This window comes from Pontibacillus sp. HN14 (assembly GCF_021129245.1).
Taxonomy (GTDB): domain Bacteria; phylum Bacillota; class Bacilli; order Bacillales; family BH030062; genus Pontibacillus.
Genome location: NZ_JAJOLR010000001.1, coordinates 958302 through 975779, shown reverse-complemented (window position 1 = coordinate 975779; position 17478 = coordinate 958302). Strand labels below are relative to the sequence as shown.

General features: G+C 40.6%; 18 protein-coding genes. 11 read left to right on the top strand and 7 right to left on the bottom strand.

Features of this window, described 5'->3' with window-relative positions; all coding sequences use genetic code 11:
* The first annotated feature begins 44 nt into the window (after positions 1 to 44).
* The 3 genes from LQ226_RS05025 to LQ226_RS05015 are packed head-to-tail and all read left to right on the top strand — an operon-like array spanning position 45 to position 2896.
* Positions 45 to 626 (top strand): anthranilate synthase component II, encoded by a 582-nt coding sequence (locus tag LQ226_RS05025; protein ID WP_231416761.1) that lies wholly within the window; start codon positions 45 to 47, stop codon positions 624 to 626.
* Positions 623 to 2350 (top strand): aminodeoxychorismate synthase component I, encoded by a 1728-nt coding sequence (pabB, locus tag LQ226_RS05020; protein WP_231416760.1) that lies wholly within the window; start codon positions 623 to 625, stop codon positions 2348 to 2350. The genes LQ226_RS05025 and pabB overlap by 4 nt, the downstream gene beginning before the upstream one ends.
* A gap of 60 nt (positions 2351 to 2410) precedes the next feature.
* Positions 2411 to 2896 carry a DUF456 domain-containing protein gene (locus LQ226_RS05015; protein ID WP_231416759.1) on the top strand — a complete coding sequence of 162 codons (486 nt, stop codon included), beginning with the start codon at positions 2411 to 2413 and terminating at the stop codon, positions 2894 to 2896.
* 92 nt (positions 2897 to 2988) lie between these two features.
* On the opposite strand, the gene LQ226_RS05010 is transcribed toward LQ226_RS05015, so the two are convergent.
* From LQ226_RS05010 to LQ226_RS04990, 4 genes are all read right to left on the bottom strand, one after another.
* A complete protein-coding gene (locus LQ226_RS05010) occupies positions 2989 to 3858 on the bottom strand; it encodes an SDR family oxidoreductase (RefSeq protein ID WP_231416758.1) in 870 nt (289 codons plus the stop codon).
* A gap of 194 nt (positions 3859 to 4052) precedes the next feature.
* Positions 4053 to 4349, bottom strand: a complete 297-nt coding sequence (locus tag LQ226_RS05005) for a hypothetical protein (RefSeq protein WP_231416757.1) — start codon at positions 4347 to 4349, stop codon at positions 4053 to 4055.
* A gap of 385 nt (positions 4350 to 4734) precedes the next feature.
* Positions 4735 to 6156: an NADP-dependent glyceraldehyde-3-phosphate dehydrogenase gene (locus LQ226_RS04995; RefSeq protein ID WP_231417572.1), complete on the bottom strand. Its 1422-nt coding sequence runs from the start codon at positions 6154 to 6156 to the stop codon at positions 4735 to 4737.
* Positions 6157 to 6498: 342 nt separating this feature from the next.
* A complete protein-coding gene (locus LQ226_RS04990) occupies positions 6499 to 7245 on the bottom strand; it encodes a glycerophosphodiester phosphodiesterase (RefSeq protein ID WP_231416755.1) in 747 nt (248 codons plus the stop codon).
* Positions 7246 to 7398: 153 nt separating this feature from the next.
* On the opposite strand from LQ226_RS04990, the gene LQ226_RS04985 reads away from it, so the two are divergent.
* On the top strand, positions 7399 to 9024 hold the full coding sequence (locus LQ226_RS04985) for a M20/M25/M40 family metallo-hydrolase (RefSeq protein ID WP_231416754.1): 1626 nt from the start codon (positions 7399 to 7401) through the stop codon (positions 9022 to 9024).
* 94 nt (positions 9025 to 9118) lie between these two features.
* Here LQ226_RS04985 and LQ226_RS04980 read toward each other — a convergent pair whose 3' ends face one another.
* Positions 9119 to 10657, bottom strand: coding sequence for an AbgT family transporter (locus LQ226_RS04980; RefSeq protein ID WP_231416753.1), 1539 nt, complete (start codon positions 10655 to 10657; stop codon positions 9119 to 9121).
* A 161-nt stretch (positions 10658 to 10818) separates the two neighbouring features.
* Here LQ226_RS04980 and LQ226_RS04975 point away from each other — a divergent pair, with 161 nt between their 5' ends.
* The 4 genes from LQ226_RS04975 (at position 10819) to LQ226_RS04960 (ending at position 14343) form a co-directional block, all read left to right on the top strand.
* On the top strand, positions 10819 to 11070 hold the full coding sequence (locus LQ226_RS04975; protein WP_231416752.1) for a hypothetical protein: 252 nt from the start codon (positions 10819 to 10821) through the stop codon (positions 11068 to 11070).
* A 67-nt stretch (positions 11071 to 11137) separates the two neighbouring features.
* On the top strand, positions 11138 to 12100 hold the full coding sequence (locus LQ226_RS04970; RefSeq protein ID WP_231416751.1) for an MBL fold metallo-hydrolase: 963 nt from the start codon (positions 11138 to 11140) through the stop codon (positions 12098 to 12100).
* Between the two features lie 9 nt (positions 12101 to 12109).
* Entirely contained in the window at positions 12110 to 12901 is a 792-nt protein-coding gene (locus LQ226_RS04965) for an SDR family NAD(P)-dependent oxidoreductase (protein ID WP_231417571.1), read from the top strand.
* 170 nt (positions 12902 to 13071) lie between these two features.
* Positions 13072 to 14343 carry a DNA polymerase IV gene (locus LQ226_RS04960; RefSeq protein ID WP_231416750.1) on the top strand — a complete coding sequence of 424 codons (1272 nt, stop codon included), beginning with the start codon at positions 13072 to 13074 and terminating at the stop codon, positions 14341 to 14343.
* 57 nt (positions 14344 to 14400) lie between these two features.
* Here LQ226_RS04960 and LQ226_RS04955 read toward each other — a convergent pair whose 3' ends face one another.
* Entirely contained in the window at positions 14401 to 14646 is a 246-nt protein-coding gene (locus LQ226_RS04955; protein ID WP_231416749.1) for an HPr family phosphocarrier protein, read from the bottom strand.
* A gap of 211 nt (positions 14647 to 14857) precedes the next feature.
* Between LQ226_RS04955 and LQ226_RS04950 the strand changes: the two genes are divergently transcribed.
* Positions 14858 to 15196 (top strand): iron-sulfur cluster biosynthesis family protein, encoded by a 339-nt coding sequence (locus LQ226_RS04950; protein WP_231416748.1) that lies wholly within the window; start codon positions 14858 to 14860, stop codon positions 15194 to 15196.
* Positions 15189 to 15419, top strand: a complete 231-nt coding sequence (locus LQ226_RS04945) for a YqkE family protein (protein WP_231416747.1) — start codon at positions 15189 to 15191, stop codon at positions 15417 to 15419. The genes LQ226_RS04950 and LQ226_RS04945 overlap by 8 nt, the downstream gene beginning before the upstream one ends.
* 170 nt (positions 15420 to 15589) lie before the next feature.
* On the opposite strand, the gene LQ226_RS20895 is transcribed toward LQ226_RS04945, so the two are convergent.
* A complete protein-coding gene (locus LQ226_RS20895) occupies positions 15590 to 15706 on the bottom strand; it encodes a putative holin-like toxin (protein WP_255687396.1) in 117 nt (38 codons plus the stop codon).
* A gap of 271 nt (positions 15707 to 15977) precedes the next feature.
* Here LQ226_RS20895 and LQ226_RS04935 point away from each other — a divergent pair, with 271 nt between their 5' ends.
* Positions 15978 to 17429: an aldehyde dehydrogenase family protein gene (locus LQ226_RS04935; protein ID WP_231416746.1), complete on the top strand. Its 1452-nt coding sequence runs from the start codon at positions 15978 to 15980 to the stop codon at positions 17427 to 17429.
* Positions 17430 to 17478 lie beyond the last annotated feature (49 nt).

The window sequence follows — 17478 nt, the reverse complement described above, 5'->3', positions numbered from 1 at the left end:
TATAATAAGATCGTCAATACAATTACTTAAAAGCGGTGGTAAGAATGATCGTAATGATCGATAACTATGATTCATTTACATATAATTTATTCCAATATATACAGATGGGAGGGTATGAGGTAGTGGTCTATCGAAACGACCAGATCTCTATTGAAGAAATCGAAGCTTTAGAACCAGAAGCAATCGTATTGTCACCAGGCCCTGGTTCTCCTCAAGAAGCCGGGATTTGTACAGATGTTGTTAAACATTTCTTTAGAGTGGTTCCTATTCTTGGGATCTGCCTTGGGCACCAGGTGATCGTAGAAGCTTTCGGAGGGGAAGTAAAAAAAGGAGAACGTCCAATGCATGGTAAAGTCTCTCTTGTATTTCATGATGGAAATGGCATCTATGATGGCATTTCGTCTCCTACTACTGTTACAAGGTATCACTCTTTAGTAGCTCTTGAGGACAGGCTCCCTAAAGAATTAGTAGTGACCTCGCGCTCAAAAGACGGAGCTATTATGGGAGTGCGACACAACGTTTATCCGGTTGAAGGAATTCAATTCCATCCTGAAGCGATCTTAACAAAGAATGGGTACGAAATGTTACAGAACTTTTTTGATGTAAAGGAGGTAGCTCCTTCATGATTAATTTACAATTCGACTTTGAGAATAAAGAAGGTGTCGTCACCCCATCTGTGTTTACGGAGCCTGAATCTGTCATTGAGGCACACACCATTGAAGAAATTGAAGCAGCCTTCTGTAGAATTGAAGAGGCAATTGAAAAAGGTAAATATGTGGCGGGATATATGTCTTATGAAGCAGCGCCAGCTTTTGACAAGCGATTTAAGGTTTCCCTTAATTCTGAGATGCCACTTCTAATGATGGGAGTATTCTCAAAAAAAAGCGAAGTTCCTCTTGAGAGTGGAAGCCTTCAATATAATGTAGCTGAGTGGAAACTCCAATCGGATTACGAGGAATACCAACGTGGTATCCGAACCATTCATGAAGCGATTGAAAAGGGAGATACCTATCAGGTGAACTATACGGCTCGGTTGAAATCACAATTTAATGGAGATGATCTCGCACTTTACCATGTGCTTGCTAAGAATCAACAATCCTCCTATAGTGCTTATTTGCAATTTGACCGTTATTCGATTCTTTCTGCCTCTCCGGAGCTATTCTTCAGAAAAGACAATGAACATATAACCACCAAGCCCATGAAAGGAACTATTAAAAGAGGAAAGACAATGGCTGAAGATCATCAGCTTAAGAGGACACTATCTCAATCAGAGAAAGACCGATCTGAAAATGTAATGATTGTGGACTTGCTACGAAACGACCTGGGGCGGATTGCCACACCTGGTACTGTCAAAGTACCTCGTTTGTTTGATGTAGAAACCTATCCGACAGTCCATCAAATGACCTCTACTATTCAAGGGGAGGTGCCTCGCGATTTACCTTTCTTTGAAATATTCCGTGCTCTGTTTCCGTGTGGTTCCATTACAGGAGCCCCTAAGATTCGTACGATGGATTACATCTCAGCTCTAGAACAATCACCAAGAGACGTATATTGCGGAGCTATTGGAATGTTCACGCCTGAACGGGAAGCCATTTTTAACGTCCCAATCCGCACGGTTTGGATCGATCGTGAAGAGGGGACAGCTACATATGGCGCTGGTGGCGGAATTACTTGGGAGTCTACTTCAAAAGGGGAATTTGACGAACTCTGGGTGAAAGCAAAATTGTTAACAGAGAAGCGGCCTTCCTTTCAACTGCTCGAAACCATTCGGTTAGAAGAGGGAGAGTATTTTTTGATGGACCACCATCTGAAGCGAATGAAAGATAGTGCGATCTATTTTCAATACCCTTGGCCCGAAAGAGAGGTCTCTGAAAAACTTGCAGAAATTAAGGAGTTTAATGGGCGGGGGCTTTATAAGGTAAGGCTTTTAGTCAGTGATGCTGGGGATATAACAGCAGAGGCTGTTCAGGAAGAGGTTATTGAAGCGGTGATGAAGTGTAAGCTAGCTAGCTCGTCTATTAATGAGGAAGATCCGTTCCTTTATCATAAAACAACTCACAGAAGTATGTACAATAAGCATAAGGATCAAGACTTTTTCTCTGTTCTTCTATGGAACACAAAAGGGGAGTTGACTGAATTTCTAATCGGCAATCTCGTGCTCTTTATAGATGGTGAATACGTCACTCCCCCTGTTGAAAGTGGATTACTAGCTGGTACTTATCGGGAATATTTATTAGAAGAAGGCATGATTGGTACCCAGACTCTCTATATGGAAGATTTGAAACGTGCAGATGAGGTCTGGATGATTAATGGTTTGAAAAAATGGGTACAAGTGGAACTTGTTCGATAAAATCTAAGAGATTCTTTATGTTTTTATGGAACAAGATTTCTAATAGACAGGAGTGTGCATATGGATATTATTTGGTGGCTTATTATTGTCATTAGTTTTATTTTTAGTTATGTGGGGTTACTTTACCCTGTATTGCCGAGTCCACTATTTTTATGGATTAGTGTGCTGGTTTATCAATTTGCAATAAATAGCAATGAACTAGGTATCTGGTATTGGATAACGATGGGGGTATTAACCGTGGTGCTCCTCATTTCAGATATTATCATTAACAGTAAAGCGGTCAAACATTACGGAGGGACAAAATGGGGAGAACGAATGGCAGCTATTGGTGTGATTATCGGTTCCTTTATATTCCCTCCGTTTGGCGTCATTCTTGTGCCATTTGTATTCGTTTTTATTACTGAGTATATTCAAAAAGAAGATTTACAAGAAGCGCTTCAATCCTCTAAGGGAGCTATTATTGGATTTCTCGGAGGTACTTTGGCGAAGTTTATCATTCAAACGTTTATTATTGGGTGGTTCGTCTTAAATGTCACCCTGTTCTAAAGGAACTTATCTCATTTGAATTAAGTGTCGTTAACCTATAATATAAAAAATCCTCCCTCCTAACTAAAGAGGTGAGGATTTTTTATATTATATTAGCTTGAGGTAAACAAACCTCCGTTAACATGAATAAATTGACCAGTCATATAAGATGAGTCATCAGAAGCTAGAAGGACGTAGCTTCCTACATGCTCAACAGGTTGCCCGGGACGGCCCATTAAGGTATTGGTGCCAAACTGATCTACTTCTTCTTCAGGGAAAGTGGCTGGTATAAGAGGCGTCCAAATTGGACCTGGTGCAACTCCATTAACGCGTATGCCACGGTTGACAAGTTGTTGAGCCATGGAGCGAGTAAATGCTACAACAGCTCCTTTTGTGGCTGTATAATCAACAAGCTCAGCGTTCCCTGTATACGGATTTATAGAAGCAGTATTAATAATAGCGCTCCCTTGTTTTAAGTGTGGCAGAGCTGCTTTTACCATATGGAACATAGAAAAGATATTGGTCTTAAATGTACTTTCTAATTGTTCTACTGAAATATCTTCAATGTTATCTTTTGGATGTTGTTCAGCTGCATTATTTACTAAAATATCAAGTTGACCAAAAGTATCGACCGTTTTGGCTACAATATCACGACATGTAGCATCATCCCCAACATCTCCAGGTAGTAGCAAAGCTTTAGTACCTTCTGCTTCTACTTTCTTCTTCGTTTCTTCCGCATCCTCGTGCTCATCTAAGTAAGAAATAGCAACATGGGCGCCTTCTTTTGCATAACCAATAGCTACAGATCGACCAATCCCGCTATCTCCGCCTGTTATGAGAGCCACTTTACCTTTTAATTTATTTCCACTCTGATAGTCTTCATCAGCTTGAAGGGGGGAAGGATTCATTTGTGATTCAAACCCTGGCTGGCGTTGTTGTTCTTGTTTGCGAGGGCCATCTTGCATTAAATTATCGCGATTCATATCGGTTCCTCCTTATTATGTTGCTAAACTTTTTTAGGTTCGGAGGTACTATTCCACATGTATCCAGATTCAAACTCTGATAACGGTATCATTTTTTATGAATATGTATGAGGGTGGACCGTCATAGAAAAAAGAAGGCTAAATCTATCATGATTTAGCCTTCTTCAATTAATTCTTAACCCGTGGTGCCCTGTTTAGTAACCTCCGTAACCGTATCCTCCATATCCTCCATATCCCCCATATCCCCCGTAATAAGGGCCAGGGCCATAACCATATCCGTAATACGGTGGATAGTATGGGTATGGACGATAAAATGGGGAAAAGAGCGCACTACCTACGAGACCTCCGACAAGTCCCCCGACAAAAGGTCCTCCAAAAAATGGGCGACCGAATCCAAATGGTCGTCTTCCGACAAAAATTCTTTCATCTGATCTGTATAAATTGTGGTTCCCTTGTGGAAGCACAGGATAAGCATATCCGTTATGATGCATACTACTTCCTCCTCCTTGTTATTTCCTGATTATGATATGCGCCTGATGAGATTTTTGGGTCTTTATTCTAATGGGAAACCTGAAAATAGGCAGATGTCTATGTGTTACACTGGAGACATTCGAGTGGAGGTGGAAGCGGTGAGAGACTTTCATTGTTGTGCTACATGTGTGCATTTTACTGTAGCTAAGGAAAAGGGGAGAGTTAAACGTTTTTGTAAGCGTCTAGGTTACGAAACAGATCCGAGGTGGAAGTTTGATTGCTGGACCCCGAAAGATCATGTTCTGAGGTTAATGAAAAAAGAAGAAAGTAAGAAAGGGATATAAAGAAAGCTCAGAGTTACAGGGTAACTCTGAGCTTTTATTTATCATCATTTGGAGTATGGAATTACATGTTGATAACAGTAACTTTGTCACGTACAACGGAAAGAAGGCTCTCACGGATGCCTTGTACACCAAGACCAGAGGCTTTCACACCTAAGAATGGGAAGTGGTCTGGTCCACGGGATGTTTTACCGTTTAGCTGAACTGTTCCAACTTCTAGTTTATCAGCGATGCTCATCGCGTTGTCGATATTCTTCGTAAAGATACTCGCCTGTAAACCATACTCAGATTCATTAGCGATTTGAATAGCTTCAGACTGACTAGAAACGCGGATAATTGGAAGAACAGGACCAAATGGTTCCTCCCATGCTACACGCATATCTGTTGATACATGATCAAGAAGAGTTGGGTGAAGAAGATTACCTTCACGTGTGTCACCAGAAATAACTGTCGCACCTTGATCTTTCGCATCATCAATAAGACTTTGTACGTAATCAGCGCTCTTATCATCGATTAAAGGGGTCACATCTTTATTATCTTCTGGCATACCTACAGACAGGCTCTTCACTTTATGAGCGATACGATCTACTAGCTCATCAGCTACTTCATCTTGAACAAGTACACGTTTAATCGCTGTACAACGTTGACCAGAGTAACTGTATGCTCCGGCTACAATCTCTTTTGCAGCTTTATCTAGGTCTGCATCTTCAAGGACAATCGCAGGGTCCTTACCGCCTAGTTCAAGTACTAAAGGTACCATTGAGGATAGTTGAGCGATGTGACGACCTGTAGCTGTTCCACCTGTGAAAGAAATCATATCTACTTTAGGGTGTTGAACAAGGAAGTCACCGATCACAGAGCCACGTCCTGTTGCTACGGTTATAAGTTCTTTAGGAAGGCCAGCATCAATTAGAGCTTCTACCATTTTTATACCGCTAATCGCACCTTGAGTGGCTGGTTTAAACACAACGCTATTACCTTGAACAAGGGCTGGTGCAATTTTAGAAGCTGAAAGGTTAACTGGGTAATTGAATGGTCCAATAGCTAAGATTGTTCCAAGCGGTGCTTTTTCAGCTAAACCAACTTTAGAGCGTGAGCCTCCTTTGAAGCCATCTCCGCGCTTCACTTCACCATTTAATCGATAAGCATCTTCGACTGTGTGACGGATATAGTCTACAGTACGCTCTACTTCAGAAACAGAAGATTTTTTGTTTTTTGCAACTTCTTTCATAATTGCTGTACCAATTTCTTCTTTTCGTTCTTCTAGAAGATCAGCCCATTTATTAAGGATTTCTCCACGTTCTTGCACAGAACGTTCAGCCCATTCAGTTTGAGCCTTAGCTGTTGTTTCAATCGAAGTATTTAATTCTTCCTGAGATAAGGAAGGTACGCTCCCGACAAGTTCTTTATTAGAAGGAGAATAAATATCTACTGTCGCTTTTGACTCGCTTACATTCCATTCTCCGTTTAGAAGTGTTTTAATCATTTCATTTGTTGTTGTACTCACGTGTAAAACTCCTTTATGGTTCAGTGTTTACTTCAAATAGTTAAAAAAATTAATAAATCTTTATTAAGATGCTTCACTGTAAGTCATTTTATAATTGATTAAGGAATATTGCAAAACATATACACTGATATATCAATGAAAATGCTTTCTTTTGGGTTTTTGTTAGTAAAATATGTAACATCATTCTAATAAATGTATTGAATGCGTTTTCTGTGGATTTTATAAAAAATTAAAAATAATTAACAAAATGGTTGTAGAGATTTTATACGGAGAGAATGAATGAAATATAAAAATGAGTAAGCCCAAAAAAGGACTCACTCATTAGGATTTGTGTTTATGTAGATATAATTCTTTGTATTCTATAGCAGAATGGGGAACATCTGTAAAAATGCCATCAAGGTTAAGTTTGTAAGAACGCATCAATCTGGAGGGGCGATTGATTGTATAGGTTCTGACTGGAAGCTGTAAACGATCGGCTTCTTTTAATAAACCTTTTGTTAGGGCGGTGTATTTAATGTGTAAAGCATTAGCTTTGGAGTCTTGTATGAGTTGCTGTAGATCTTTAGGGCGTCTGCTTGTTAGACAAGCACATTCTATCTCTTTTGAGATCCGTCTAAACCGTCTGATGCTTTTTGGGTTAAAGCTTGAGATAATCGTTCTGTGCTCGAGTTTATAATGGGTAATCAAGTTGAAAACCTTTTGTTCAATATCTTTATAATCAATGAGGTTGTTCTTTAACTCAATATTCATTACAAGGTTGGTTGATGCGATCCATTGAAGAAATTCCTCTAAGCTAAGAAGCTGTTCTCCTTTATATTTTTCACTAAACCAACTTCCGGCATCAAGTCTTTTTAATTCTTCAAACGTGTAATCTTTTACATATCCAGTACCATCTGTTGTGCGGTGAAGGGTCTCGTCATGAATGAGGACGGGGATATGATCTTTCGTTAGCTGTACATCTGTTTCAACCCCGTCTGCTCCCATCTTTTGTGCCAGTATAAAAGCAGCCATCGTATTTTCCGGAGCCAATCTGCTTGCACCCCTGTGAGCGAATATAAACGTCTTCACATTAGCACCTCCTGAAATAGAGTCCATCTTGATTGTGTTCCATCCCGATATAAAAGTCAATTTAGTTTCTGTAAAAGAATGTATTGTGATAAGATAGCGTAAATATCTGAATAATACATCAATTATAACCCAAGCAGGAATAGGAGTGGGATCATGTCAGATTGGAAAACTAAGAAACAGCTTGTCGATCTGCTCTGCCAATTAGTTGAATACCCAAGTATTACAGGAAGCGAAGCAGAAATTGCGCTAGCTGAACATATTCACCAACGATTTATGGAAAAAGATTATTTTAAAAACCATCCCGACCACGTTAAGCTTCATCCGTTACCTGATGGTAGGCAGCTCGTGACAGCACTTGTAAAACAAGATGAAGCTCAAGATACGGTAATCTTATTAAGTCACTTTGATGTGGTAGGGGTTGATGATTTCGGTTCTAAAAAGCCTCTTGCTTTTTATCCGAGGGGATTAACTGAAGAATATGAGCGAATACGAGAAGAACTCCCCGATGCTATTCAACAAGATATGAAAAGCGGGGAATGGCTGTTTGGGCGAGGAATTATGGATATGAAAGCAGGACTTACGGTTCATATGTCCATGCTAGAGCGTGCTATGGAAGGTGAATTTAAAGGGAATTTACTTCTCTTAACGGTACCTGACGAAGAGGTTAACTCCCTTGGTATGCTTCAAGCTCTCCCAGCCCTTCAAGAAATCAAAAAGCAGGAGAACCTCAACTATAGGGCATGTTTAAACGGAGAACCGATGTTTAGCCAGTATCCTGGTGACCCAGGACAATATGTATATTCAGGCTCAATCGGGAAATTGCTCCCTGGTTTCTTATGTTATGGAAAAGAGACCCATGTGGGAGAACCGTTTGCAGGACTAAACGCTAATTTAATGGTAAGTTACTTATCACAAGAACTGGAGTTAAATGAAGCTTTCATCGAAACAGTGGGGGAAGAAACCACACCACCGCCGATCTCTTTAATGCAGAGAGACTTGAAGGAGGAGTACTCCGTTCAGACACCTCAAGCGGCTGTAGCCATGTATAATGTTCTTTACTTGAAGCAGTCCACGAAAGAGATTCATAAGAAGCTTCTTGAAGCAGCGAATCGAGCAAGTAGCCAGACGACAAAACACTTCAATGCGAAGGCGCGTGCCTTTCTGAATGAAAAGCCGGGCATTCATATACCAGAATTTCCTGTACGTGTCTTTACTTATGATGAATTATATAATGAAGCAGTGGAGCGATACGGGGGAGAAGAGGTTGAGAGGAGGAGGAATCTTCTCATAAGTCAAAGAGAGAAAGGAGACCGAGAGTTTTCAACCCTTCTTGTACAAGAGCTTGCATCGCTATGTAAAGACCTTGCGCCTATGATTGTTCTATTTTACAGTCCACCGTTCTATCCATCTGTCTCGTCTAAAGAAGATGACTATGTTAAGGATACGCTGCAACACGTTAAAGATTACACGAAAGATCAGTTCCAGATTACTCTTGAGGAAGTAGAATTTTTCCCTGGTCTATCAGATCTTAGCTTTATTGGTCCGCCAACCTCAGAGACTAAATTAAATACGTTGTTAGAGAATATGCCGCTTTATGGCAATGGATTTGAATTATCAGATGAACGACTGTCAATGTTTCAAATGCCCATTTTAAACGTCGGGCCAAGAGGGAAAGACCCCCATCAGTGGTCTGAACGACTAGAACTCTCTTATAGCTTCGAACAGCTACCAGAAATCATTTCTGAAACCATTCATACTTTATTGAAAACGCGAAGTTAAAACAATTTTGTGAGGGATGGGGCTCTTACGGATAACGATCTAAGCTTTAAAGAAGCATAAAAAAAGTCCAGCTCAAGCGAGCTGGACTTTAAGTTTATTTCCATAGGTTTCCATCAAAGTAGATGCCTGTGTCTGGACCGATTGGGATACCGGCAACGACCCAAATGATAAGCATGATCAGCCATGCAATGAAGAATGCAATCGAGTATGGAAGCATAGTGGAAATTAAAGTTCCGATTCCAACTCGTTTATCATATTTTTGGGCAAAGGCAATTACAATGGCGAAATACGTCATAAGTGGTGAAATAACGTTTGTCGTTGAATCTGCAATACGATAGATCAAAGTTGTAAATTCCGGGCTGTAGCCGATACGCATCATAATAGGTACGAATACAGGAGCCATAATAGCCCACTTGGCTGATGCGCTACCCATTACTAAGTTGATAAGAGAAGCGACAATAATGAACAGAATCACAACACGGAAATCGTTAATGCCTGTACTATCTAGGAATTCGGCACCTTTAATAGCTAAGATGCGTCCAAGGTTTGTTTTGGCAAAGAATCCAACAAACTGTGCAGCGAAGAACGATAGGACAATAAAGGAACCCATTGTTTCCATCGTTTCATTTAGTTGGTTGGCTACATCTTTATCGTTCTTAATGTTCTTTGTAACAATCCCGTATACAAGTCCTGGAATAAAGAAAGCCAGGAAGATACTTGGTACTAGGTTAAAGAAGAATGGAGACATCAATACATCTTCATTATTTCGTAGTGGAGACCACTCAAATGCGATAAGTAAAGATAGTAAACCTAATGTAACAAGAAGAGAAAGGAATGAAAGAAGAAGTCCTTTTTTCTCGGCCTTTGTTAAGTAGTTAATTTCTTCTTCCACTTCGCCTTTATAATCACCAAGACGAGGTTCAACGAATCGATTCGTTACCCATGTACCTACTACTGTTAATAAAGCAACAGAGGCTAGCATAAAGAAGTAGTTCATAGTGTATTGAATTTCCCCTGCATATTCAGGAAAAGCAGAGTTCTTTACTGCTTCAATGGTTAAATCAGCAAGTAAAGGATCTAGAGCTGTTAATGATAAGTTCGCACTAAAACCTGCAGATACACCCGCGAAGGCGGCTGCTAAACCTGCTAATGGGTGTCGTCCAAGTCCTGCATATAGAACTGCACCTAAAGGCACAAGTACAACGTAACCTGCATCAGCTGCCATACTTGACATAATACCAGCAAACACAAGGGCTGCTGTAATCATTGAACTAGGAACAGAGGTAACAAGTCCACGAAGCATAGCGCTAATTAAGCCAGAGCGCTCTGCTACGCCAATTCCTAGCATTGTTACAAGTACCGTTCCGAGTGGGGCGAAGCCTGTGAAGTTTGTAACGAAGTTTTCAAAGATATATTTTATACCCTCAGACGACATTAAGTTAAAGACAGAAACCGTCTCTCCCTTAATGGGGTCTTCAACCGTAACTCCAAGGGCTGCCATAATCCCTGAGAGGATGATGATCAATCCTGCTAGTATGGCAAAAAGGGTTGCTGGGTGGGGAAGCTTATTCCCGACGCGCTCGATGACGTCAAGCGCCTTCGTAACCCAACCGCGCTTTTGAGTATCCTCCATAGTTGGATCTCCCTTTCTTTTTCTTATGATTTTTCAAACAATTTGCATCGTTAAGAGTACTACAGAATTATAGAAAAACTTCGACAAGATTTAAAGGTTTATTGTAAAATGCGCAATTTGTCGAATATTATAAATAGTGTTAAAAAAGATTTTTCATATTTATGGAAATGAAATATTCCACACCAGGTGTACAAAGAAAAGAAAAGATATGTACTTTAACACGCCAACGTGTTGGTGTGTTAGAGTTTTTCAGCGATGGCTTTTCTTCATTTTTATCGCACTCAAATGGACATATTAAAAACCAGGGGCAAGGCAACGACCGGGAAAATATTTTTATCTTTTCTTTCTTTAACCCTCTTCTAGTCTTTCAAAAAGAGGAGATGTTCATTCCTTTTTTCGTTCTTGATTCATGACAAACTCCATAGAAAGGAGTACAATAGAAGAAAAACTGAATGATCATTCAGTGTTTGGGGGTTCACTATGGTTCAAACAACAGATAAGATCTATCAACTGTCCATTCCAACGCCATTTGCAGTGGGGGATGTGCATACGTATTTACTAAAGGGAGAAACGCTATCTCTAATTGATGCGGGCGTAAAAACAGAAGAAGCTTGGAAAGCGTTAGAATCCCAATTACACGCGATTGGTTACAGTCCTAACGATATTAAACAAGTGATTCTGACACATCACCATCCTGATCACATAGGTTTAGTTGATCGCTTTGAACAATTAGAAGGAGTATATGGTCATGAGGACAATAAAAGATGGCTTGAGAGAGATGAGACGTTTTTAAATCGTTTTCAAACGTTTTTCTATACGTTATATAAGCAGTTTGGGGTAGATCATACTCATGAAGCCTTCTTTAAACATTTGCGTGATCCTCTTAAATATGTGGCGGAGGGCACACTAACTGGCTCGTTAAAAGAAGGAGATCAAATTCCAGGGCATCCAGATTGGTCGGTTATGGAAACCCCTGGGCATGCCGAGAGTCATTTATCGTTTTACAGATCTCTTGACCAGTCGATGTTGTCGGGGGATCATTTGCTTTACCACATTTCTTCCAATCCTTTGTTAGAGCCACCTCGCCTACCTGGTGGTCCGCGTCCTAGGCCGCTTGTCACTTATCAAAAAACATTGGATAAGTGTTTACATATGGATATACGAGAAGTTTATCCTGGTCACGGCCCGGTTTTCACGAATCCTAACGAGTTAATTAAAGAACGTATGAAAAAGCAGGAATACCGGTCTAATAAGGTATATCACATGTTGGAAGAGGGACCTCTCACTCCATTTCAAGTGTGTAAACAGCTATTTCCAAAACACATTGAAAAACAATTTGGTTTAACGATGTCAGAAACCGTCGGGCAACTTGATGTATTGGAAGAGGAAGGGCGCGTTCATGTACACTTAGAAGATGGAGTTTATTATTATGAAGCAAAATAGGTGATAAGTTTGACGCATGTATTAACGAATAAGAAAGTGGTTATTACGGGAGCATCGAGTGGTATTGGAGAACGCATAGCCTGGCATGTAGCTAAAAAGGGTGGTCTACCGATCCTTTTAGCCAGACGAGGAGAACGTTTGAATGAACTCATTGACAGTATAGAGAAGAGCACCGGTGTGAGGGGTTATGCCGCTTCATGTGATTTGGCTAAACGCTCAGATATTGAACGGGCTTTTTCAATGATAAAGGAAAGATTCGGAGTTGTAGATGCCTTAATTAACAATGCAGGGTTTGGTATATTTGAGTCGGTAGAAGAGACGAGTATAGAGCAGTATGAAGCAATGTTTCAAGTGAATGTGTTTGGTCTCATTCAATGTGTGAAAGTAGTGCTTCCTGATTTTGTTGCACAAGGGGGGCATATTGTGAACATCGCCTCTCAGGCTGGTAAGATGTCTACTCCGAAAGCATCTGGCTATGCGGCTTCGAAGCATGCGGTTCTAGGTTTCACAAACGCTCTTCGCTTAGAAGTAAAACCAAAAGGGGTTTATGTAACAGGGGTGAATCTGGGCCCTGTTCGAACAAACTTTTTCGATCAGGCTGATCCTGATGGAGCTTATCAAAAGTCCGTTGAGCGCTTCATGTTAGATCCTGATGTTGTAGCTCAAAAAGTGATCAAGCATTTGTTTACATCTAAGAGAGAAATTAATTTGCCTTCTTGGATGGAAGCCGGTTCAAAGCTTTATCAACTTATGCCTGGACTTACAGAGAAAGTGATGCGCAAACAATTTGAGAAGAAATAAATCCTCACAACTCGTGAGGATTTTTGTTTTATATAAGAAGGGAACTATGTGATGAAGAGTAAATGTCGAAAAAAGGAAAACATCGCCACTTGAAAATGGGAACGAACATTCGCATAATAAGGATAATAGATCATGCGAACAAACATTCGTATTTCGCGGGAGGGTAACTTATGAATGCGGTGATTGATTATCAGTCGTTCCCGGAACGTAGTATTTTGTGTGTGGATATGAAAAGTTTTTATGCTAGTTGCGCCGCCATCATGAAAGGGCTAGATCCAATGAGGGCCCATCTTGCTGTGGTAGCAGATTTAAAGCGCCCGGGAAGTGTGGTGTTGGCAGCTTCGCCAGCGTTAAAGAAAGATTTCGGTATTAAGACAGGGAGTCGTTTATTTGAGATCCCAGATGATCCGAGAATCCATTTAGTGTCTGCACAAATGAGGATTTATCTGCACATCTCAACTGAAATTACCCGCCTTTTTAATCGTTATGTTCCAAAAGAAGCGATTCACACGTACAGTGTTGACGAAAGTTTTCTGGATGTAACGGGAACGGAGAGATTATGGGGAGACGCTAAAGAGGTTGCTCGAATGATCCAACAAGAGTTGTTTGAGACGTTTCACCTCCAATGTGCAATTGGAATCGGGCCAAATATGCTTCTGTCTAAATTATGCCTCGACCTGGAAGCTAAGAAAAATGGGATTGCTCAATGGGAGTATGAAGATGTAAAGAAAAAATTGTGGCCTGTTTCGCCGTTAAGCGAAATGTGGGGGATTGGTTCGCGGATGGAGAAACGGTTAAATCGGTTAGGCATTACAAACGTTGGACAGCTTGCTACATTTCCTCTCGAACAGCTGGAGAAACGCTTTGGGGTGATGGGGAATCAGCTCTACTATCACGCCAATGGGGTAGATCTCTCTGAGCTTGGTGCTCCCATTATGGAAGGGCAGATCAGCTTTGGGAAGAGTCAAATTCTTATGAGGGATTACCCGAACCCGGAAGAAGTGCGCTATGTCATTTTGGAAATGTGTGAAGAGGTGGCAAAGCGTGCACGTGCGTCTCAAAAAGCAGGGCGAACGATTAGTCTTGGGATTGGATATAGTAAAGTTGAGAATGGCGGTGGGTTTCACCGTTCAAGATCCGTCGCATCCCCTACGAATATTACAACAGAGTTATACGATGTATGTATGCAAATTTTTAACGAATTTTATTCTCATCAGACCGTTCGGAAGATTTCGATAAGCCTATCTAATATTACAGAAGACAAAGCGATGCAACTTAGTTTATTTGAACAAGACCGTGATAAAAAGCGTGATCTTGGTTATGTGATGGATGAAATCCGAAACAAATACGGGAACGATGCTCTTCTTAGGGCCGTTTCCTATACGAAGGCTGGTACAGCGAAGCATCGAAGTAAGTTGGTTGGCGGGCATTATGCGGAATAGAGGCGATTCCTTGCTGGATGATACTCCAGCAAGAAACGCATTCTTGTCCTCAATGACTTATGCTTCTATAAAAAGCTGTTTTTCAATAAGCGTTTGCTTAATGGCGGTTTCGTTCCCGCCTTGGACATCGAGTTCTACTGTTTGTCCAGGCTGTAGAGAGACTGCTAACACTCCTAAAAGACTTTTAGCATCCACGACCCAGTGATCTTTTTTTAACAGCACCGTATCCTCGTACTCACTCATTGTGTTTACAAAGAGACTAGCAGATTCGGCGAAAATCGGTTTCTGTACTTGCAGTTTCATTTTTATTCCTCCTCTTGATTCTTAATCGTTTCATTATCATATTTATGCGTTTACCTGGAGATTTCCTTCTTATAAAAGAGTATGATTCAGAGTTTGTACAAGACGCACAATGATTGGTCAATGAATGTGGGCACTTTATACAGATTAGTCAGAAAGGTTGCTCGAGCGGTTATGATTTTATAAGATAGATAAGACAGAAGGTGGTATGATCATGAAATTAACAATTATGAATGAAGCATTAAATCAATTGCGTCAGTTGCAGATGGACCATAAGCCTTATCTGCGCCTTTACTATGACATAGAAGGATGCGGATGTGGTGTGAACGGCGTACGCATTTTGTATTTTACAGATGAAGTGACACAATACGATGAAGTGGTGGAAAATGATAATTATAAGATCATAATAGATGAACAGCAAAAAACCTTTTTCGAACCAGACATGAAGCTAGAATGGACAGGGCGTTTATTCCGCCTTAAAAGTCCAAATGGGATGCTGAATGCTTCATTATCTTCTAGGGTTATTCAAAAAGGAGTGGAGTTTGTTGGGTAAGAAACGTAAACAAGAGGAAGAAGGCACGTTAAAAGATCTGTTACAAGATGATCTTGTAAAACAACTTCAATCGAAGAAAGCGGATTTGAAAAAGCAAGAAGAGCAGCGAAAAGAAGAAGAAAAGCAAAAGCGGATAGAAGAGCGTAAAAAAAGGGAAGCAAACAAAAGTTTTGAGGAATTGCTAAATGAAAGTGAACTTGATTGGAAGAGTTTCAAAAAGTAAAAGGTAAATAAGTGTTTTCATTTGTCAAGATGTGGTATCCTATACGTAGAAAGCATATAATAAAAAACGACCACAGCTGCAACTGTGGTCGTGTGATCTACGTTCTCTCTACTTAAGAGGATCGGCCCATATGAAATAGACCTCTCCTGCATAATCGTGTGAAGGGAGGTCTATTTTTTATGCTTTAAGAGCTCTGTCACAATCTTCACAACAAAGCTAAGAAGCGAAAGGACGAACATACCAAACGAAAACATTACCATAATGACTTGATATGCGTCGATAGGCATCACCCCCTTTCGGATAGGGGTTAGCCGACCACCCTTTTGATGTAGAGAGACAAGATCTTTCCTAATTATACCATACATCCGTCAGTAGTCGTTAGGACATAAGAACGCATGTCTTTTACATCTAAATGGGTCAAAGGAACTTATTCTCGCTAGGAATCCAGTTGAATAGGGGAGAGCTGGTCGGTTTGATCTCCTAATAGGTAAGGATTGGTTTGAATTCAAGGGAAAATGGATAAAACAAGAGAGCAGACTATTTCTGAGGAGGATAACAATGACGACATCATTCACTCAACAATATATAAATGGAACATGGAAACAAGGTTCCAGTGAGAAAATGGTAGAAAATTATAATCCATATTCAAATGAATTACTACAAACCATTCAGTCAGCAAATGAAAAAGATTTAAATGAAGCATATGAGTATGCTGAGAAGGCGCAATCATCCTGGGCTGACGTAAGCCCTGCTGAAAAACAAGCCTACTTCGACCGTTTGCTTCAGGTTATGAATGAAAGAAAAGATGAGATTGTCGACTGGCTTGTAAAAGAATCCGGAAGTACAAAGGTGAAATCACAAGTAGAATTCCAAGCAGCCATGGCGATTGTGAAGGAAGCGAGTTCTTTCCCAACACGCATGGAGGGGACAATCTTACCTTCAAATGTTCCTGGGAAAAACAACTATGTACATCGTTCAGCAAAAGGAGTCATTGGCGTGATTGGCCCTTGGAATTTCCCGTTCCATTTAGCGCTTCGATCTATAGCACCCGCAATTGCCACAGGGAATACAGTTGTCGTGAAACCCGCTTCTGATACACCTGTCACTTCTGGTTTACTTATAGCAGATTTATTCCACGAAGCTGGATTCCCAGAAGGCGTTATCAACGTATTAGTTGGACGAGGATCTGAAATAGGGGATGCATTTGTGGAACATCCGGCAGCTAAATTAATTTCTTTCACAGGCTCAACTGAGGTTGGAAGTCACATCGGAGAATTAGCCGGCAAACATTTGAAAGATACAGCTTTAGAATTAGGAGGCAACAATGCCATGTTAGTGTTGAAAGACGCTGATATTGATCGAGCTGTTCAGGCAGCGGCCTTTGGTAAGTTCTTGCATCAGGGCCAGATTTGCATGTCTCTTAACCGAATTATCATTCACGAAAGCATTTATGATAAATTTACAGAAGCTTTTAAGAATAAAGTGGAGAGTCTAAAAGCAGGAAACCCTGCTGATGACGATACAGTTGTCGGTCCTGTTATTAACGAGGAAGCGATCAAGCGTATTCAGCAAGATGTAGATGAGAGTGTCAGCCAGGGGGCTAAGAAGTTGCTTGGAGGAAAGGTAGAAGGAAATCTGATGCATCCAGTGGTCTTATCTCATGTAACAAACGATATGCCAATCGCTAAGAATGAGATATTTGGTCCAGTGGCGGCTCTTATTAAAGTGAAGGATGAAGAAGAAGCTATTCAAATTGCCAACGATTCTCCTTATGGCTTAAGCGGGTCGATCTTTACAACAGACCGCTATCACGGTATGGAAGTTGCGAAGCGGATTGAAACCGGTATGATTCACATTAATGATCAATCTGTAAACGATGAAGCCCATGTTGCCTTCGGTGGCGAGAAGCAATCAGGTATTGGTCGCTTTGGCGGCGAATGGGCAATTGACAAATTCACAACCGTTAAATGGATCAGTGTCCAATCCGAATATAGAGAATATCCATTTTAACGAAAGTTGAGGATACTACACTAGTTAGTGTCCGCTCCAATTTGCGTTC